This is a genomic window from Desulfitibacter alkalitolerans DSM 16504 (genome assembly GCF_000620305.1).
In the GTDB taxonomy this organism is placed as follows: domain Bacteria; phylum Bacillota; class DSM-16504; order Desulfitibacterales; family Desulfitibacteraceae; genus Desulfitibacter; species Desulfitibacter alkalitolerans.
On the sequence record NZ_KK211107.1, the window covers coordinates 52177 to 71120 of the forward strand.

Annotated in this window: 17 protein-coding genes; 5 read left to right on the forward strand and 12 right to left on the reverse strand. The window is 40.0% G+C overall.

Features of this window, described 5'->3' with window-relative positions; translation table 11 throughout:
• Positions 1 to 17 precede the first annotated feature (17 nt).
• On the forward strand, positions 18 to 1478 hold the full coding sequence (locus tag K364_RS0122140; RefSeq protein ID WP_242841772.1) for a transposase: 1461 nt from the start codon (positions 18 to 20) through the stop codon (positions 1476 to 1478).
• A 271-nt stretch (positions 1479 to 1749) separates the two neighbouring features.
• On the opposite strand, the gene K364_RS0122145 is transcribed toward K364_RS0122140, so the two are convergent.
• The 3 genes from K364_RS0122145 to K364_RS0122155 all read right to left on the reverse strand — a co-directional run bounded on the left by K364_RS0122145 (position 1750) and on the right by K364_RS0122155 (position 7063).
• Positions 1750 to 2853 carry a tungsten cofactor oxidoreductase radical SAM maturase gene (locus K364_RS0122145; RefSeq protein WP_051534331.1) on the reverse strand — a complete coding sequence of 368 codons (1104 nt, stop codon included), beginning with the start codon at positions 2851 to 2853 and terminating at the stop codon, positions 1750 to 1752.
• A gap of 147 nt (positions 2854 to 3000) precedes the next feature.
• Positions 3001 to 4830: an aldehyde ferredoxin oxidoreductase family protein gene (locus K364_RS0122150; protein WP_028309808.1), complete on the reverse strand. Its 1830-nt coding sequence runs from the start codon at positions 4828 to 4830 to the stop codon at positions 3001 to 3003.
• Positions 4831 to 5083: 253 nt separating this feature from the next.
• Entirely contained in the window at positions 5084 to 7063 is a 1980-nt protein-coding gene (locus K364_RS0122155) for a sigma-54-dependent Fis family transcriptional regulator (protein WP_051534332.1), read from the reverse strand.
• A 367-nt stretch (positions 7064 to 7430) separates the two neighbouring features.
• Here K364_RS0122155 and K364_RS0122160 point away from each other — a divergent pair, with 367 nt between their 5' ends.
• Both K364_RS0122160 and K364_RS25310 read left to right on the forward strand, forming a co-directional pair.
• Positions 7431 to 7874: a hypothetical protein gene (locus K364_RS0122160; RefSeq protein ID WP_028309810.1), complete on the forward strand. Its 444-nt coding sequence runs from the start codon at positions 7431 to 7433 to the stop codon at positions 7872 to 7874.
• 101 nt (positions 7875 to 7975) lie between these two features.
• Positions 7976 to 8509, forward strand: a complete 534-nt coding sequence (locus tag K364_RS25310; RefSeq protein WP_035270721.1) for a hypothetical protein — start codon at positions 7976 to 7978, stop codon at positions 8507 to 8509.
• Between the two features lie 244 nt (positions 8510 to 8753).
• Here K364_RS25310 and mnhG read toward each other — a convergent pair whose 3' ends face one another.
• The 8 genes from mnhG to K364_RS0122205 all read right to left on the reverse strand — a co-directional run bounded on the left by mnhG (position 8754) and on the right by K364_RS0122205 (position 15271).
• A complete protein-coding gene (gene mnhG, locus K364_RS0122170; RefSeq protein WP_422857251.1) occupies positions 8754 to 9122 on the reverse strand; it encodes a monovalent cation/H(+) antiporter subunit G in 369 nt (122 codons plus the stop codon).
• Positions 9094 to 9378 carry a Na(+)/H(+) antiporter subunit F1 gene (locus K364_RS0122175; protein WP_028309812.1) on the reverse strand — a complete coding sequence of 95 codons (285 nt, stop codon included), beginning with the start codon at positions 9376 to 9378 and terminating at the stop codon, positions 9094 to 9096. Before K364_RS0122175 ends, mnhG begins: the two co-directional genes overlap by 29 nt.
• Positions 9378 to 9854 (reverse strand): Na+/H+ antiporter subunit E, encoded by a 477-nt coding sequence (locus K364_RS0122180; protein ID WP_028309813.1) that lies wholly within the window; start codon positions 9852 to 9854, stop codon positions 9378 to 9380. Before K364_RS0122180 ends, K364_RS0122175 begins: the two co-directional genes overlap by 1 nt.
• A 6-nt stretch (positions 9855 to 9860) precedes the next feature.
• The gene (locus tag K364_RS0122185) at positions 9861 to 11351 is read right to left on the reverse strand and encodes a Na+/H+ antiporter subunit D (RefSeq protein WP_028309814.1); all 1491 of its coding nucleotides are present in this window, start codon (positions 11349 to 11351) and stop codon (positions 9861 to 9863) included.
• Complete coding sequence (locus tag K364_RS0122190) at positions 11344 to 11679, reverse strand: Na(+)/H(+) antiporter subunit C (RefSeq protein WP_028309815.1); 336 nt, start codon at positions 11677 to 11679, stop codon at positions 11344 to 11346. The genes K364_RS0122185 and K364_RS0122190 overlap by 8 nt, the downstream gene beginning before the upstream one ends.
• On the reverse strand, positions 11679 to 12113 hold the full coding sequence (locus K364_RS0122195; RefSeq protein WP_028309816.1) for a Na(+)/H(+) antiporter subunit B: 435 nt from the start codon (positions 12111 to 12113) through the stop codon (positions 11679 to 11681). Before K364_RS0122195 ends, K364_RS0122190 begins: the two co-directional genes overlap by 1 nt.
• Complete coding sequence (gene mbhE, locus K364_RS0122200) at positions 12100 to 14454, reverse strand: hydrogen gas-evolving membrane-bound hydrogenase subunit E (protein WP_028309817.1); 2355 nt, start codon at positions 14452 to 14454, stop codon at positions 12100 to 12102. The genes K364_RS0122195 and mbhE overlap by 14 nt, the downstream gene beginning before the upstream one ends.
• Positions 14455 to 14818: 364 nt before the next feature.
• The gene (locus K364_RS0122205; RefSeq protein WP_028309818.1) at positions 14819 to 15271 is read right to left on the reverse strand and encodes a deoxycytidylate deaminase; all 453 of its coding nucleotides are present in this window, start codon (positions 15269 to 15271) and stop codon (positions 14819 to 14821) included.
• A gap of 304 nt (positions 15272 to 15575) precedes the next feature.
• On the opposite strand from K364_RS0122205, the gene K364_RS25315 reads away from it, so the two are divergent.
• Together K364_RS25315 and K364_RS0122215 are read left to right on the forward strand one after the other, a co-directional pair.
• Positions 15576 to 16193, forward strand: a complete 618-nt coding sequence (locus K364_RS25315) for a DUF502 domain-containing protein (RefSeq protein ID WP_035270726.1) — start codon at positions 15576 to 15578, stop codon at positions 16191 to 16193.
• Positions 16190 to 17434: a hemolysin family protein gene (locus K364_RS0122215; RefSeq protein WP_028309819.1), complete on the forward strand. Its 1245-nt coding sequence runs from the start codon at positions 16190 to 16192 to the stop codon at positions 17432 to 17434. Before K364_RS25315 ends, K364_RS0122215 begins: the two co-directional genes overlap by 4 nt.
• A gap of 119 nt (positions 17435 to 17553) precedes the next feature.
• Here the strand turns inward: K364_RS0122215 and K364_RS0122220 are convergent, their stop codons facing one another.
• Positions 17554 to 18804, reverse strand: a complete 1251-nt coding sequence (locus K364_RS0122220; protein ID WP_035270727.1) for a serine hydroxymethyltransferase — start codon at positions 18802 to 18804, stop codon at positions 17554 to 17556.
• Positions 18805 to 18944: the final 140 nt, after the last annotated feature.

Below are 18944 nucleotides of genomic sequence, written 5' to 3' on the forward strand. Positions count from 1 at the left end.
CGATATGGGTGATGCAAATGAAAAAATTGTGTAAACCAACTTTCAAAGAGAAGGATCACGGTCAAGGTGCCGGGATTCCAGTACTTAAGACCATCTGGGATTTGTTTGATCTTTCTTTGCTCTTTTCTCAAACAGGAATCCGTAAGCACTCCGGGGTTCCAACATGGCTTTTGGCTTTTGCCTACATCTGTGGTCTGGTAAGTAATGCGAGCTCTGCAAACCAAAATGCTAAGTTTTCAGCGGATGCCCCTTTCTTAAAACAGCTTCTTTCCGGGCAATTAATCTCGCAGAGTGCCTTCAGCCGGTTCCTGTCTAAGCCTTTTCAGTGGCTTCAGTTCTCTATTGGTAGAATTTCTAGACTGCAGGAACGTACAGAGACCCGGTTGACCGACGGTGATATAATTGCCTTAGACGATACTAAAATTGAACATCCTTATGGTAAAAAAATCCCCTTTCTCTGTTGGCTTTTTGATAGTTCAGATAAGCGACATGTATGGTGCATTAATCTTGTATCGACTCTAGCTGTCTTAAAAAACGGCCTTGAATATCCTATGTTGTGGCGTTTCTGGGTTAAAAAAGACCAGGATAATGAAAAACAAACCAAACTCAATCTTGCTATAGAGATGTTAAAAGAGCTACGCCAATTTAACAACGCTAGACTATGGGTTGCCATGGACCGCTGGTTTTTATGCAAGAAGTTCTTAACTTGGCTTATGGATAACAATTTTGATTGGGTTACCAAGGCTAAACGCAACACAGTATTATTTAGGAAAATCTATGACCCTGTTCTAGGTAAGGAGCGCTTTGTCAAACTTAATGCTAAACAATTACTGCAAGAGATTTATCCTAAAATTAGGGTTATTGGCAAAAACTCAGTTCTTAGTATTCCCGACATTTACATCAAAGTGCCTTATGAGACACTGACCCGCAAAGGAAAACCTATTACCAGACAACGATTTTTACTCGTTGCTGCAATTGGGGCCACCTATGAGGAACAGGTGGATGAGAAAACTGTGGTTCTTCCAGAAGAAGAATACCAGGTGGCAACCTTTAAAGGTACGTATCTCCTGCTAAGCAATCGAGCAGATGCACCAGAAGAAGCAGCTAAGGCCTATACTAAACGATGGAAAATTGAAGTTTTTTATCGTACAGCTAAGCAGAACCTAGGATTAACTGCATGTTATGCTCAATCGGAACCAGCTCACTTCGCACATGTGGAACTATTGTTTACGGCGCAAACTCTTCTTTGTTTTGCTACTTGGGAATGCAATAAAGAAGGCGTCGAACAAGCCCCATCCCTCTGCGAAGTGGTAAGGTACTTTTTCAACGCCGGTTGTCGGATCCACTGTCACAATCAGCTGATCCAAGTCTATTTTGACATAGCAACCGAGCGCTTTGCAAGGATTATTGATAAATTTTGGCCAAAATTTTTATCACTAAGGTTATGGAACTGGGATTATTATCCTGGAAGTGCATAACTACTGTTAGAATAAACAAGTACTTTCGTCGATCCTCATTATCTCGAAATATTTCCTGCCGATTTACTCCCCTTACTATAACGTGATAAACTCCTGTGGAACTCCTGTTTCTGGCCCGTCTTGGCATAACGAAACTCCTTTAATTTTTTTCCTAAATTATACCATAACAGAAGGCAGTATAAGCAAGAGATTTCAATACATGTATTTCAAACATAGTCTATTATTAAATAATTAGCCAGAGGAACCGTCCCCCTGGTTGTCCTCCTGGTTACTATGGACAGTAGACTATTCCTCTTGCCCACAGGCAGTCTCCGCAGGCTGGCGAATGGCCCATACAATCAAGCTCACTGTCTACAACCAGGTCGCACCCATCCACCAAATCACAGTCTGTACAGGAGGGATAGAGATTATACTGGACCTGATATCTAAATTTCATGTATTCAGAGGATTTCCAGATTTCCTCCAGGGGCTTTTCTTTAATATTCCCATAGGATTTTTGAAAAAGTTTCTTTTTTCTATTATATACAACTTCCTGGCAGGGATGCATCAGCCTGTAACATGGACACACCTCACCATCCCATGTAATAACTGTTGTGTAGTTGTTTGTAAATCTGCAGGCTCTATCTGTCTTTAAGTTAGTATTTGGAAGCACAACATTTATTCCACTTGCCAGCCCAATATTTGCAGATCTACGAAAAATTGTTTCTGTATCTCTTGTAAGGCCATTTTCATAGAGTATCTCGGCAGCATTTTCCATTTCAACTGGCATCATGTGAGTTACATATATTGTGGAGACCCCAACCTCTGCAGCAATTTTTACCACCTGTGGTAGAGTTGCTATGTTTGACTTCATGGCAACAAATTCCCATGATAATCTTGGGTAAATGGTGTTTTTTTGCTTTTTAAGGTTGGTGAGATATTTTTGCTTTTCTAGAATAGGAGTAAGTTCTATGTGCCTTATGTCTTTAAAGCCCTGGTCCAGGCTGCTGTCAACTGAAACTATTATTTCTAAAGCCTTTTCTTTTACCAGCAGTTCTGCAATCTCTTTTTCCAGGAGGGTCCCATTTGTTGTTATGGTAAGGGGATACTTGCTGCTGAACAGCTTTACAATTTCAATGAATTGGGGGTGGTATGTAGGCTCACCTATCCCACCAAGCACAACCCTCTCAAGCTTTGGAAAAGCCGTTAGCTGCTCAATTATTTTTTCTATCTGCTCCATGGGCATGTATCCCAGTTCATGGCTCCACACCTGTCTGTAACACATTTTGCACTGCAAATTACAATGATTAGTTATTTCCAAATATAGTTTTCTAATATTATTTTGAGGTTTTAATAAAACCTCAAATTCCTCACCTTGAACAAAACTATGTATCAACCTTTAGCACCTGCCCATCTAATTTTTAACAAGCAAAATTTTTAATGACTAGCCAGCAGAACCGTCCCCCTGGTTGTTTGGTTATTAAGAGAACTTCCCTGAACAAGGGAAGTTCTCTCTTGAAATAATACATTTGTTTATTTAGACCTAGCTCACCTTAAATGCAGGAAGCTTCTCACCCACTAAGCCAAGCTCAGCAAGCTTCTCCTCTGTTGGCAGTCCATCCTCATCCCAGCCTCTTACCTGATAGTACTCTGGCAGCAGCTCTGATAAGCGGTGAACATGACCCTTTGAGGGCCCATCTGGAATTGGATCCTTTAATAGCCGTGATGGCAGTGTATCATCAGCCTTTGTATATCCACTTGCGAGGTTGTAAATTCTTTCCACATTCCAAATTCTATCGCCAGCAGCAAGAACATCAGCTCCAGTAAATTCTGTCCCTGTTACTGCATTTAATACGTTAGCATAGTCATCTGCACCCATTGCAAAGGAAGTAAATAAGCACAGGCCGGAAGCATCAATTGACGCAGTTAGATCCTGGAATATCTTGGCCCAGGTGGCCTTTCCTTCTAGGGCAAATCTGTCCAGCTTTTCGGGTACCCCCAGGATCTCTGGAGAAACCAGATATCCCCTGACGTGACATCCGCCCCTGTTAGCAGTGGCATATTGAAGACCATGGCCCTGAATCCCCCTTGGATCGTATGCAGGAAGCTCCAATTTCTTAACTGACATGGAAAGCTCAGGAACTCCGTAGGATTCAGCCAGCCTGTAGCTACCTAGTGCTAACTTGGCACCAATTCCTTCTCCCCAACCCATGGCCTTGGTATAGTGAATAATAGCTTCTCCGCTGCCAAACTTTAACGCTGGTCCGCCAGCTAAATCTTCATCCTTAATATATCCCTTCTGGTATAGCTCCATGGCAGCTGCAATTGTACAGCCTGCAGAGATTGTATCTAACCCCAGCTCATTACAAACATTGTTTGCCTTGATTACTGCTTTAAGATCATCTACACCACAGTCAGCACCATAAGCCCAAATAGTTTCATATTCTGGGCCACCGCCCTCTTCTCCATCAACCTCACAGTATCTTCCACAAGCAATTGGGCAGCGATAACATGGGTCTTTCTTCTTTAAATATTTTTCTGCAAGGGTTTCTCCACTAGTAAGCTCAGCAGTGGGAAAATATGCTTCCTGGAAGTTATTAGTTGGATAAACGCCACTTTCATTAATAACATTTACTAGAACAGCTGTACCGTACGTTGGCAGTCCCTGGCCTGTAACACCATGTTCCCTGATCTTTTTGGTTACATCTTTAAGCACTTCTTTTAGCCTGTCAGAATCTGCAGCCTCAACCTTGCTGCTGCCCTTAACAACTACAGCCTTTAAATTCTTAGAGCCCATTACAGCACCCACGCCACTCCTGCCGGCTGCTCTAAAGCGATCATTCATGACAGCAGAAATCAATGAGAGCTTTTCGCCGGCAGGCCCTATGCACATAACCTTGGCCTTTGGATCTCCAAACTCTTCTACTAAAATATCGGTTGTTTCGCTTACAATCTTACCCCAGACATTGTCTGCAGAACGAAGCTCTACCTTGTCATCATTTATGAAGATATTAGTTGGCTTGTCAGCTTTGCCTTCAACAACAAGCATATCGTATCCGGCAAACTTCAGCTCCGCTCCCCAGTAGCCGCCTGAGTTTGAGGAAGCAATGGTGTTGTTTAGTGGTGACTTGGTCACTACCATGTACCTGCCGCTTGTAGGCACCGGCGCACCTGTAAGTGGACCTGTTACAAAGTAAATCTTATTGTCGGGACCCAAGGCATCTGCATCTGGTGCTACCTCTTCTGATAGCATCATTGCACCTAAACCACGTCCACCTAAAAACTTTTTAGCTTTAGCCAAATCAAGTTCTTCTTTTGTAATTTCACCTGTGGTCAAATTAACTCTTAAGATTTTTCCTGCATAGCCAGCCAATTCAAATACCTCCCTTAAATTTTATAATATTGATTACTGGTTAATATTTACTTGCAAATATCATGCCATGACAAAAATCTGTCTTTGCAGCCAGACATGGAGGTCATCAGACTAAGGCTTAAAAGCCATGCTATCAGGAATTGGGATATGTGGTAATAAAAATAAACCCTATTGCCATATATTACCATAGCAGGGTTTATCTAAAAGAGCATACATTTGTCTCGTTATGGAACACCATCCAGCCTTAAAGGTGTTACATTATGGAGCGTTGACCCATTTCAGAACAGTCAATTTTGTAGTAATCTATTTTTCTATAAAGGGTATTTCTTCCTATTCCTAAAGCCTTGGCAGTGGAGGTAATATTGCCGTTACACCTGCCTAGAACATTAATTATGTGCTGCTTTTCCACTTCTTCAAGGGTTAGGGCTGGTTCATTATAATTATTTTCCATTTGATTATAGCTATTAGGCACAGAATCATCCCTGGATTTAAGATCAATTACAATCTGTCTTTTTTCCATGCTTAAAGATATTGACTCAGTATTTATTATAAGCTCCATAAGGTTCTCTAATTCCCTAATATTCCCTGGCCATTCATGGGCAAGCAGAGTCTCCATGTATTTTTCAGGAATTTGAATTATTTTTTTGTTCAATCTCTTGGAAATTCTATTCATAAAATATTCAACTAGAATTGGTATGTCATCCTTACGTTCCCTTAAGGGAGGAAGCCTCAAGGGCAGAACATTAAGTCTGTAAAATAAGTCCTTTCTAAAGTTGCCCCTCTTGACTTCTTCATTAAGATCCTTGTTGGTAGCTGCTATAATCCTTACATCCACAACTATTTCTTTGGTACTGCCAATTCTTGAAACAGTACCTTCCTCAATAACCCGCAAAAGCCTGGTTTGCATGTCCAGGGGCATTTCGCCAATTTCATCTAGAAATATGGTTCCTCCGTCAGCTATTTCAAATTTCCCGGGATTACCGCTTCTTTTAGCACCGGTAAAGGCCCCTTCTTCATAACCAAACAATTCTGATTCTATCAAGCTTTTTGGTATGGCTCCACAGTTTATAGGCACAAAGTTTTCGTCCCGACGGTCACTGTAATTGTGGATTGCCTGGGCAAATAGCTCCTTGCCGGTTCCACTTTCCCCCATAATCAGAATGTTTGACCTGCTGTCTGCAATTTTTTTTGCAAAGTCTAGTACCCTTTGAAAGTTTTGGTTGCTGCCAATAATTTTATCGAAGGTGTAAATAGCCTGGCGTCCCATTATTTTATTGGCAAGCTTCCTTACCTTTTTCACTTCTTTAAATACCAGGATTACATCCCTCAGGTTTTGTTTATCATCCAGGATTGGATAAGTACTCAGGTTAAACTGCAGCTTGTTTATTCTAGAATTAACAAATACATCCTCATCTAAAATACTAGTTTTGGACTTTACACTAATTTCTTTTACCCTTTCCCAGCCATCAAAGAGTTCCCAAATTTTCATTTTCTTTATTTCTTCTTCACTATAACCAAACATATCAAGGCTATGCTTGTTTACCGTCTTGATATTGCCACTCAGGTCAGAGGTCAGGATGCCTGAGGTAATAGAGTCTATGATGGTTTCCGTGTATTTTTTTGCTATGTTTAAATCCTCATTGTATTTTTTTATCTGCAGCATTTTTTCAATGGCTTCAACTGCAGCCACTACCATGCCTAGGGTATGGGAATGGACCATTTCAGAATATCCGGTTAAATCCAGGGCTCCAATTATTTTCCCATTTGCATGCCTGATTGGCGCTCCTGAGCAGGTCCAGCGATGATAGGCTTCAATATAGTGCTCCTTACCTGAGACCTGTACCGGTTTTCCTTCTGCCAGGGCAGTACCCATGGCATTTGTTCCAATATTTTCCTCTGCCATATAGGCTCCTGGTACCATTTTTACTGAAAAGGCTTCAGTGAGGATTGCTTCATCCCCAATCATGCTGAGGATACAACCCTCTTCGTCTGTTAAGATAGCAAAGAAATTGGAGCCTTTAACAAAATTGTATAATTGATTTAGAAATGGTTCAGCTGTGATAATAAGCTCACTTTTATCCTGCAGTTTTTCAAATAACTGATCCTCAGTAATTATTTTTGTGCTGTATACTCTATCCTTTTCTACCTTGTATTTTTCACATCTTTCATGGGACAGCCGGATATAATCCTTTTGTTTTGCAGCAGTATGACCTTGCAAAGGTATTCCCCCCATTCATATCTGACTGGCAGATAATATTTAATTAACTATTATACGGCAAGCTAATAAATTAATCTGCTATTTGGCATCAGGTTTTTTTATTAAGTATACACTATTTAACAAACCCCAGGCAAGAAATCTCTCCCCCATAAGGCAATTACCTCCTTGCTATAATACCATTTCAGCAATATTGATTAGTCATTATTGGTTAATCATTTTAGCAAATTATAATCCAGTTAATCCCTTAATATAAAAATGGTTTTCTTTAACATGACAATTAGTACTAATGAACAAAATAATAATCCTAATAAAAACTGAAATAGTGGTAATAATAAGAAAGACTAAAAATAGTATAAGAAGTTTTTGTAATGGAGTGAAGCCCGTGGATTATAATAAGCCTAGTGTCGCTGCACTTATAGGTGCACTATCAACAATTCCCTTTGAGCTAATTACTAGACTGCTGGTGGTCTTAGGAATCGCAAAGTATACAGTATATGAGCTAAATAGTTTGATGATTACAGTTAATAGACCCAATGTAATTCTAGGAGCAATAGCAGCTATGCTATTAAGTGCAGGCATAGCACTGGTTTTTTATTATTCACTTAAGTTTTTGGGTTGGGATTATTTAATCATTAAAAGTATCTCAGTCAGCTTGTTAAGCTGGTTAGTTTTGGAGGTTCTTTTTATGTGGCTCATTGAAGGCCGCGGTCTTATTCCTCCAAGACCTATCAATGATTATTTTTCTGAAATGGCAGGGGCCGTTGTGTTTGGGGTTACACTAGGTTTACTGTTTAGAACTTATTTGCTAAAAGCAAATATGCGTTAGAATTCCTCATGTTGCAGCAGCAAAATCCATACATTTCCTCTATAATAATCACTTTTTTGTTACAAACTACTATTAATTATTAATCATTAAGGGTGTGTTTAATGATAAGAGACAGAATTGTACTTGGAATATTATCGGGTTTTGTTGGAAATACTGCAAAGACCATACTTGATGAAATATCTGTTAAGAAAAAGGTTTCCCAAAGGGCTTTTAGGTCCACTGCCGCCGGTGTTTTTGTTTCCAGTAAAAATGAAGCTCAGAATATGAAAGGCCAATTACTGGGAAGCTTGTTTGATTATGGAATAGGTGCTATAGGAGGAATACTTATAGTTGAGCTCCTCTCTAAACGCGGCAGGGATCATTTAGCAACAAAGGGCATCATATCCGGAATTTCAATAGGCTCGTTTATTACTTTTGTTTTAAATACGCTTCCAGCTAACAAAATAAAACCTAAGGATGCAGCGAGTAATCTGTCGTATATGTTAAGTCATGCTGTCTACGGCCTTATTGCAGCCTATACAGCATCTATTTTAGGCCACAAATCCATTTTTAGTACAAACCCTGCAAATAAAACTTTGCCTCCAACTTTGAAGGCTGCCGAAGAAAAGAACTCATCAAAAAATAAAAGCAATTAAGAAGCTGCTTCGTATCTACTATTTGGCAATTCTCTAACCATGTATTTAAAAAGCCAGATCTAGGATTAAACAAATCAACCCTAAATCTGGCCTTTATTTTGCTGCTAATCAATAATTAACATTGCACCCGGTTTTCCAAGGCAGCTGCTGCACCTGGCTAACTATATATCACAAAAAAGCTCATTAGATGGTACAGTAAGGTATCTCTCTTGGTTGAGGAAACGTCAGCTTGAACCTGCTTGTCTTATTCTTCAGCAGAGGTGGCTTTAATATATTCACATTCTGACTTTAGCTCATCCTTCACAGAACCCTCCCAGATAGGGATGCCAAAATGATATGCTGCTCGTGAGATCATATGGGCACCTACAGGCGCAGTAAGCAAAATAAATATTATAGCCAGCAGGCTTTTGCCGCTAAATCCTTGACCATGAGCTGCAAAAAAGAACAGGGATGCAATCATTACACCGGCAACTCCTATGGTAACGCTTTTTGTTGCAGCATGCATTCTGCAGTAGACATCGGGCAAACGAATTACTCCAATAGAACCAGCAAAGATAAAAAATGCTCCAAGAAGAATTAATAAACTAGTCACTATCTCTATCAATGATATCACCTCTTTGCAAGAATTTGGCCACCGCTACCACACCAACAAAACCAAGGATTGCTACAACTAGAACCACGTCAAGGAAAAGCTTTGTTCCTAATTTTATAGAGTAAAGCGAAATAATGGCTACAATGTTTACTCCAATTGTATCAAGTGCTACTACTCTATCAGGAACAGTAGGTCCTACCATGACTCGATAGAAACAAAGCACGATAGAGATGGCTATTACAGCTAACGCTATATCTACTACTAACATTAAATCCATTAGCCTGCCACCTCCTTAATCCTGTACTCAAAGTTTTCTTTAATCCCTTTAACTATAGATTCTTCATCGTCAATGTGAAACACATGAATGTAGATAATCTTGTTGTCAGGAGAAACCTCCATACTAAGTGTACCAGGTGTCAAGCTTATCATGTTGGCAAGAATGGTTACCTGTGCTCCCGTTTCCAGTTCTGTTGGATAGGCGATAATGCCAGGCTTGATATTTAATCTTGGCCTTAGTACCTGGGCAATTACTATAAAGTTTGCAATAATCAGCTCTTTAATGAATATAACTAAAAGAACCAGAACCGCCCACCATTTATAGATATAAAGCTTTTCTTTCAGCTGACCCCTAAAGATAAACAAAACCACAAGTCCCAAGACATAACCAACTAAAAAATTTAAAGGTGTATATTCGGCCTGCAGCAGAGTCCAAACAAAGGCTATCCCCAGGTTTAATATTAATTGAGTTACCATGGCAATCTACTCCTTTATCAATACTGAATTAATGTAGATTTCAGGGTTCATTAACTGCTCCGCTGCCATAATTGCATATCCCATAATCCACTCAGCGTACAGCCCTAGGAATATTGACATTCCCACCAACGCCAGGGCCGGTGGCATGATCTGGAGATAATTATAGCCCTTATTCTCAGCTGGAATCTCCTTCTCCACACCCCAGAAAACGTAGATAAATATTTTCATCATTGAAAGAAGGGTTAAGACGCTGACTAAAATGGCAACAAATACTATTGGATAGCTGTGGATTAACAAACCACCTTGAATTAAAACAAACTTGCTGAAAAAACCACTTAAAGGTGGTACCCCAGCTAGTGACAATCCTGCCAGGAAGAAGGTCCAACCAAGCACAGGATATGCTCCTAACATTCCGCCCATTTTCGCTAGTTTTGTTGTTCCTGTAATCCTTTCAGTAACACCACTTAACAAGAATAGACAAGACTTCACTATAATGTGGTGAACAATATAGAATATTGCTCCCGCAATGGCTAGAGGTGTGTAAAGCCCCAAGCCCATGATCATATAACCTACCTGACTTATAATATGGTAAGACAGGATTCTCTTGAAATCCATCTGGCCAATGGCTCCTAATACCCCAAAGAACATTGTGCCTGCACCCATGGCAAGGATAATGTTGTGTGTATATACTGGGTCATGAACGAATATTAGTGTAAATACACGAATTAAAGCATAAACACCTACTTTGGTTAACAGGCCACCGAATAAGGCGCTGATGGCTGTAGGAGGCTCATAGTAGGACTGGGGCAGCCAGAAGTATAGTGGGAATAGGGACCCCTTCATTCCAAAAACAACTAGAAAGATCATGGATATGACAAGCAGTACACCCTGATCCTCTACCTGGGCAATTTTTGCTGCTGCATCAGCCATGTTTAGTGTACCCACTACACCGTAAAGCATGGCCAGTCCCATTAGAAACAAGACTGATGAAACCATATTCATAACAACATATTTAAACGATTCTCTTAGCTGCCCAGGCTCCCCACCTAAAACAATGAGAATATATGATGCTATCAGCATTATCTCAAAGAATACAAATAAGTTAAACAGGTCACCTGTCAAGAAGGAACCATTGATACCAACCATTAACAGCTGGTAAAAGGGATAATAGAAATGCTTTTCCCTGCCCGGGTCTATGGTTTTATATGAAAAGAACAGACAGGCAGCAGCAACAATATTACTTAAGATAACCATTATTACCGCAAACACATCAGCTACTAATACAATACCAAAGGGCGGCAGCCAGTTTCCTGCATGGAAAACCTGAATACCCTCAGTTGTAACAACTGATGCAAGGTAAAAGGCAACAATTATTCCCAGGATAGTTACTCCGGTACTAATAGTCTTTTGAGCCCTTATATTTTTCTGGAACAAAAGCATTATTATAGCAGCTAACAGGGGTAACAGTACGGGATAAATTACCAGGTTGTTACTCATCGTCTACCCCCCTTAACTTGTCCAAGTCATCAGTTTTCAATGTCTGGTAAGCCCTGTATGCTAGAACAAGCACAAAGGATGTTACACCAAAGCCAATAACAATGGCTGTCAAGATCAGGGCTTGAGGCAATGGGTCAGTGAAAGGTCCCGCCCCTATAATAATTGGGGGAGCCCCCCTTTTTAATTTGCCCATTGTCAAAATCATCAACAGAACTCCATGGGACAATAGTGCTGTTCCCAGAATAACCCTCAGCATACTTCTTGATAACAATAGGTAGGTTCCTGCGGCAAAGAGAACACCTATTACCAGAGACATCATAAGTTCCATTATTTATTCTCTCCTATTGTCATGATTACTGTCATGGCACTGCCGACTACAGTTAGATAGACACCCAGGTCAAATATTACAGCTGACGCAAGCTCTACCTTGCCGAAGACAGGAAATGTATAGTACTCAAAAAATTGGGTTAAAAAGGGATATCCAAATACCATGCCGCCCATCCCTGAAAGTACTGCAATTAAAAGCCCAACTGCAATCATTATTTTGAAATCATAGTTCATGTTTTGGGTTATAAATTTAGAACCAAAGGCTACATACATGAGAACTATGGCTGCAGCACTCATTAGACCTGCAATAAATCCTCCACCAGGCATATTGTGCCCTGCAAAAAATAGGAAGATGGAAAAGGCAAGGATTAAATATAATGCCCTTTGAGCAATAGTCTGCAAAATAACGTTGTTAATCATTTTACTCATTTTCATGGGCTTTTCCTCCCTTCCTAATTGCCAGCTTGATCATTGCATATACACCTAACCCCGCAATACCCAAAACAGCAATTTCACCTAATGTATCAAGCCCCCTGAAATCCACCAGGATAACGTTTACAGCATTTGTACCTCCACCAAGCTTTTTAGTATTTTCTATAAAGTAATGGGAAATAGGCTCAAAGTACTTATTGCTGTGTCCTATTAGGGTTAATGTTGTAGCTAATGCACCTGTAAGCAATGCGGCAACAACATTGATTCCCTTGACCCTTGCGGGTGTGTCATGCTCTGACAGAAATTTTGGCAATCTGCTAAAGGCTAATAGGAACAGGGCCAGGGTTACAGTTTCTACCAGCAGCTGGGTTAAAGCCAGGTCAGGAGCCCTAAATATTACAAACAGGAGGGCAACTGTATAACCTACAACACCTAATGATACTATTGCAGCAAGCCTGCTCTTTAAGAAAACAACCCCTAGAGCACCTGCCACTAATATTAGTGCCATTACAACCTCGAAGAAGGCTACCTCTGCTAAATCCGCGGTGCTGATTATTAAAGCATCCTTCATAAATATGGTTCCACCTACAACAAGCAAAGTATAGAGTATGATAAACAGGTTGTAATCTCGCAGGAAGCCTGTCATCTGAATATTAGTTATCCTCAATGCTCCATTAAGCACTGCTGGAACTGCCCAATCATAAAAGCGGTTAGAGCTTGGCGTTCCAGGTACTCTGGCAAGAGCAGCCTTGAGCTGGTCAAGTCTATAATACAGCACCAGACCCACAATAATTACTACTAAACTCATTGCCAGGGGCAGGTTTAATCCATGCCAGTGGTAAATTTTCACGTAGAAGGGAGCACCTGTAATGGCAACAACTGCAGGCTCAATAATACTTTTAGCAACTAGACCTGGGAAAAGCCCTATAATCACGTTAATACTTACTAAAAGCAGTCCTGGAAGCAGCAATCCAACTGGAGCTTCATGGGGATGCTTGGGAGTTTCCTTTGTTACTTCACCACTGAAAAATACCTTGTGGAAAATACTCACTGAATACACAAAGGTAAATATACTGGCACACAAGGCTATTAGCGGAAACAGCCATGCATAGGGATGGATGAATGCCAGGTTGGCTGTTACTGCTTCAACAGAGGCAGTAAAGAACAACTCCTTGCTTAGGAACCCGTTAAAGGGGGGCACCCCTGCCATGGCCAGGGAGCCTATAACTGCAATGGCGGCAGTATACGGCATGACCTTTGCTAATCCTCGTAATTTGCTAATGTCCCTGGTGCCTGTTTCATGGTCCACAATACCAACCATTAAAAACAGGCTGCCTTTAAAGGCTGAATGATTGAACAGGTGGAAAATACCACCCATTATTGCTCCTGGGGTTCCATAGCCTATCAGGGTTATAATAAGTCCCAGCTGGCTTATTGTAGAAAAGGCCAGAATAGCCTTTAAGTCTTTTTGTTTTAAGGCTAGATAGGAGCCCAGCATTAGTGAACCTAAACCAATAGAGGATACTGTTAAAAACCAGAATTCTGTGCCGCCTAAAGCCCCGGTCATACGGGCAATAAGGTAAATACCTGCTTTTACCATTGTTGCAGAGTGCAGGTAGCAGCTAATTGGAGTAGGTGCTTCCATTGCGTCCGGCAGCCAAATATGGAAGGGAATCTGGGCTGATTTAGAGAATGCTCCTAAAAGAACCAGGATTGTAATAGGGATATAAAAGCCACTTTCTTTTATTAAAGCTGCCTGGGCTATTATTTCTCTTACCTCAAAGGTTCCTGTGAGGACCCATAACATAACAATACCTGCCAGCATGGAAAAGCCACCTATTACTGTTATCAGCATTGACTTTTGTGCTCCATAGCGGGAACGTTCCTTATGATACCAGAAACCAATTAGTAAGAAGGAAGAAAAACTAGTTAGCTCCCAAAAGATATACATGAGGATCAGGTTGTTTGACATAACAACCCCTAGCATTGCTCCCATGAAAAGCAGAATAAATACATAAAAATTAGTGAGGTTTTCTTTTGTTGATAGGTAATAGATGGAGTAAACTATTACAGCAAAACCTATACCTGTAATCAGAAAACCAAAGAGTAAACTTAACCCATCAAGATAAAGAGAAAAGTTTACGCCTATGGATGGTACCCAGTTGTAGAATACTGTAACTGGTTCGCCGCTCATCACTGTTGGCAGCTGTTTTACTAACCAAATAAACAAGGTTAGTGGCAGCAAAGATACTACCCAGCCAATCTTGTTACCCGCTGCTTTTCGCAGCAGAGGTACTAGCATAGCTAGAATAAATGGCGACAATACTACGGCTAAAAAGCTCAAGTTGGCCTACCTCCTCCTTCTCCGTTCTTTTTACATTTGACCTCTCTCTATGCTAAACTGGCAGAAAATCGCCAGACAAAAAAATATTAACCGTGCATAAATATTAACTATATATAAAGAAAAGGCTTGTCCTGATGCAAAAAAATTACCCTGATACGGGATAAAAAAAGCTGAATCTATTCCCATTGTAATTCATTCAGGGTTAATTTTAGCATATAGGATTTTTCTTTTCAATATATTATATTACCATTGAATGCAGAAATACTGATATATATGCAGCTTATATATATATAAGCTTTCTTTATAATATGAAATGTTAGTCATGAAAGGATTATCAAACCCTGGTCCAAGCTATAAATTTTAATTAGGACTGCTTTGGGTTATATTCCATTATTTGGCCATTTATATCAAGATATACAACCCTTTCAATCATGGCATTTTTTATCATCCTTCTGCACATCAGGCATGGCTCGCCAGATGCTGCTGTACCATCGTAGTTAAAGCCTGCTATATATATTGTGGAATTTTTCATCTTTACCGGGTCGCCGTTAATTATGGCATTTTGCTCAGCGTGAACAGCAACACACAGCTCATAACGCTCACCCTTTGGAACTTTAAGCTTCTCTCTAACACACTGCCCAACATCTACACAATTAGCTTCTCCCCTAGCAGAACCATTAAAGCCTGTGCTTATTAAAATCCTATCCTTAACTATAACAGAACCGTAAAAGCGCCTAAGACAGGTAGATCTTTTAGCAACCACCTGTGCTATTTCTATAAAATATTCGTCCCATGTGGGTCTTTTAATTGTTGTCATAGTATTTCCTCCCCTACTGCAATCCTTTTTCCTATTATATCAACATGGATAGCATTCCACCAATATATACTGAATGGAAAAACAGCAGCGTGATAATAAATTATACACATAACAACCATATATTGCTAGGGCAATTATTTTATGATATATTTGCATTAACAATATGAAACAGGGTGATACTATTTATGGAACCATTATTTGGATTAATTGTTTAGGCACCAGAAAAATTTTCTGGTGCCTAAAGGTGTTTTGATACAAAGAATCTGATTGTTTGTTATTGCCATTTCTGAAAGGAGTAAAACAAATGAGGCATATTCGTAGGTTTTTTCTAACAGGATTGTTAATTTTGCTGCCGCTAGTCATTACCATTTACATTATATTTTTCATATTTAGCCTGGTGGATAATTTGCTGGCAGGTTTTATTAGAATGATTGTAGGCTATCCTTTACCTGGATTAGGTGTAGTCTTAACTATTCTATTGGTTCTTATTGTAGGATTAATAGCAACAAATATTATAGGAAAAAAGTTTATAGAATTTTTTGAAGCCTGCTTAAATAAAATTCCCTTAGTAAAAACTATATATGGAGCTGTTAAACAAATAATTGACGCATTCTCACTCCAAAAAAACAATGCTTTTCAACGTGTTGCTTTAGTTGAATATCCCCGCAGAGGAATATATGCTATTGGTTTTATTACAGGAGAGTGTTCTGGAGAAGTACAAGAAAAGACTGCCGAAGAAGTAATAAATGTCTTTGTGCCTACTACTCCTAATCCTACTTCTGGAATGTTACTCCTACTTCCTAAAAGGGATGTCATTCCACTTGAGATGAGTGTGGAAGATGGTTTAAAGCTGCTTATTTCAGGCGGAGTTGTTGTTCCAAAGGAAAGAGCAGCTAATGGACAGGAGGTAACTGAAAAGTGATTGCGTTATGGGAATGGATACTACTTTTAGTTCTGCTAATAATGTCTGGACTTTTTTCTGGTTCCGAAACAGCCCTTATATCACTAAATCGGCTTAAAATACATCAAATGGTTGAAAAAGGTGTTCCAAATGCCTCTTTACTGGAAAAACTAGTTTCTAATCCCAACAAGCTTTTATCTACCATATTGGTTGGCAATAATATTGTTAATATCAGTGCATCTGCACTGGTAACTTCTATAGCTCTGCGTCTATTTGGTCAGGCGGGAGTTGGTGTAGCTGTAGCTTTTTTAACTATTATTATATTAATTTTTGGCGAAATAACTCCCAAGGCTTATGCAGCCAGCAATAATGAGAAATTTGCATTAAGAATTGTTCGTTTAATTAAGTGGTCGGAAATTCTTTTCAGTCCTGTAGTTAAGCTGTTAGGAATAATTACTGCTAAACTGCTAAAAATTCTAGGTGATAAGTCTGAGAATGGGAAAATCACAGTTACTGAGGAAGAAATCATTACCCTTATAGGGTTAGGCAAAAACCAGGGTTCAATAGAGCCTAATGAAGAAGAAATGATTACAAGTGTTTTTGATTTAAACGACACCCTTGTTCGGGAGGTAATGATACCTCGCGTTGATATAGTAGGGGTGCCTGCAGAAGTTAACCTGCGAAAAGCCTGGAAAATAATTGTGGATACAAATCATTCAAGGCTGCCGGTTTATGGCACCGGCCTGGATAATATAATAGGTATTTTGTATGCAAAAGATTTAATAAGGCATGTTGATTTTCTTGAAAAGAAAACTGTTAGGGATATTATGCGTGAGCCTTATTTTGTGCCTGCAACAAAAAATGTTAGTGAATTGCTGAAAGATCTTAAACGGGAAAGAGTCCATATATCTGTAGTATTAGATGAATATGGCGGAACGGCAGGGTTGGTATTCCTGGAAGACCTCATTGAAACTATTACCGGTCCCATAGGTGATGAATATGATGAGCTGCATCCATTGATTGAGGAAATCAGTGAAAGCGAATTATTGGTAAGCTCTAGAGTAGCATTAGATGATATCAATCAGCTATTGCATATTGATCTTCCCCAGGAAGATCACGATACTATTGGAGGTCTGGTTTTTCATTTGTTTGGGTATGTTCCTGTTAAAAATGAAACAATTGAGTTTTCAGATGTGACCTTTACTGTAAAGGATGTTGAGAAGAACACAATTAAGAGAGTTCTAATAAAAGCTGCTAGATAAAAGCTGCTAATTAAAAGCTGCTAGATAATTTAATTCTATCTGAACAATAGAACTATACAATAAAACCCCAACACAAAAATGTGACATGGGGTTTTATTAGTAAAAATTCCTAGTTAATGTTATTTTATTTGCATATTTGGGTATAGAGGGTATTTGGCAGTCAATTCTGCTACCTTCTTTTCAACCTCTGCTTTTTCCCTTTCATCTCCCGTAAGGGCTTTGTTTATGCACCATGCTACAATTTTCATATCCTCTTCCTGTAATCCCCTGGTTGTAACAGCTGGGGCACCTATTCTTATCCCGCTAGTAACTGTAGGTGGCTGGGGGTCATTAGGTATTGCATTCTTATTCACCGTTATCTTGTACTCATCAAGGGTTTCTTCTGCAGCCTTACCTGTAAGGTTCTTGGGTCTTAAGTCTACCAGCATCAAGTGGGTATCCGTTCCACCTGATACAATTCTAAAGCCTTCATTAGTTAAAGCACCTGCAAGGGCTGCTGCATTCTTGAGAACCTGCTTCTGATATTCCTTAAATTCAGGCTTGAGGGCTTCAAGGAAGGCAACTGCTTTAGCAGCTATTACATGCATCAATGGTCCACCTTGGATTCCAGGAAAAACGGCCTTGTCAATAGCCTTGGCATATTGCTCTTTGCAGAGAATTAGCCCTCCCCTTGGCCCCCTCAAGGTTTTATGGGTGGTGCTTGTCACAAAATCAGCATAGGGTACTGGGTTGGGATGCAGGCCAGCTGCCACTAAGCCGGCAATATGTGCCATATCCACCATAAACATTGCTCCTACTTCATCGGCTATCTCTTTTAACTTGTCAAAGTGAATAGTTCTTGGGTATGCACTAGCCCCTGCCACTATTAGTTTGGGTCTTACCTGCTTTGCCAGTTGGGCAAGATTTTCATAATCTATTTGCTCTGTTTCTGGATGCACACCGTAAGCATGGAATTGATAATATTTACCAGACATGTTGACTTTACTGCCATGGGTTAAGTGTCCTCCGTGGGCCAGATCCATTCCCAAGACTTTGTCGCCTGGGTCCAGAACGGAAAAGTAAACAGCCATATTGGCTTGGGCTCCCGAATGAGGCTGGACATTGGCATGTTCCGCTCCAAATATTTCCTTAAGCCTGTCCCTCGCCAAATCCTCTACAATATCCACATACTGACAACCACCATAGTACCTCTTGCCAGGATACCCTTCAGCATACTTGTTGGTTAATACTGTTCCCTGGGCAGCCATTACTGCTTCACTTGTAAAGTTTTCTGAGGCTATTAGCTCCAGGTGACTGTTTTGTCTTCCAAGCTCTAAAAGTATTGCTTCTGCAGCCTGGGGATCAACCTTTTTTATGACTTCTATATTCATGATTTTCCCTCCTTGATATTATATTTTTAATTAAAATTAGCCAGAAGGGTGAGTAGCCCATGGGAGTCTCACCCACAGGCTCTCCCAGAACCGGACGTGAACCTCTCAGCTCATCCGGCTCCCATTATTCAGTCGTTAAT

Coding starts and splice junctions, on each gene's coding strand:
- K364_RS0122140 (WP_242841772.1), top strand. CDS start 18: ATGAAAAAATTGTGTAAACCAACTTTCAAAGAGAAGGATCACGGTCAA.
- K364_RS0122155 (WP_051534332.1), bottom strand. CDS start 7,063: ATGGGGGGAATACCTTTGCAAGGTCATACTGCTGCAAAACAAAAGGAT.
- K364_RS25310 (WP_035270721.1), top strand. CDS start 7,976: ATGATAAGAGACAGAATTGTACTTGGAATATTATCGGGTTTTGTTGGA.
- K364_RS0122175 (WP_028309812.1), bottom strand. CDS start 9,378: ATGGATTTAATGTTAGTAGTAGATATAGCGTTAGCTGTAATAGCCATC.
- K364_RS0122180 (WP_028309813.1), bottom strand. CDS start 9,854: ATGGTAACTCAATTAATATTAAACCTGGGGATAGCCTTTGTTTGGACT.
- K364_RS0122185 (WP_028309814.1), bottom strand. CDS start 11,351: ATGAGTAACAACCTGGTAATTTATCCCGTACTGTTACCCCTGTTAGCT.
- K364_RS0122190 (WP_028309815.1), bottom strand. CDS start 11,679: ATGGAACTTATGATGTCTCTGGTAATAGGTGTTCTCTTTGCCGCAGGA.
- K364_RS0122195 (WP_028309816.1), bottom strand. CDS start 12,113: ATGAAAATGAGTAAAATGATTAACAACGTTATTTTGCAGACTATTGCT.
- K364_RS0122205 (WP_028309818.1), bottom strand. CDS start 15,271: ATGACAACAATTAAAAGACCCACATGGGACGAATATTTTATAGAAATA.
- K364_RS25315 (WP_035270726.1), top strand. CDS start 15,576: ATGAGGCATATTCGTAGGTTTTTTCTAACAGGATTGTTAATTTTGCTG.
- K364_RS0122220 (WP_035270727.1), bottom strand. CDS start 18,804: ATGAATATAGAAGTCATAAAAAAGGTTGATCCCCAGGCTGCAGAAGCA.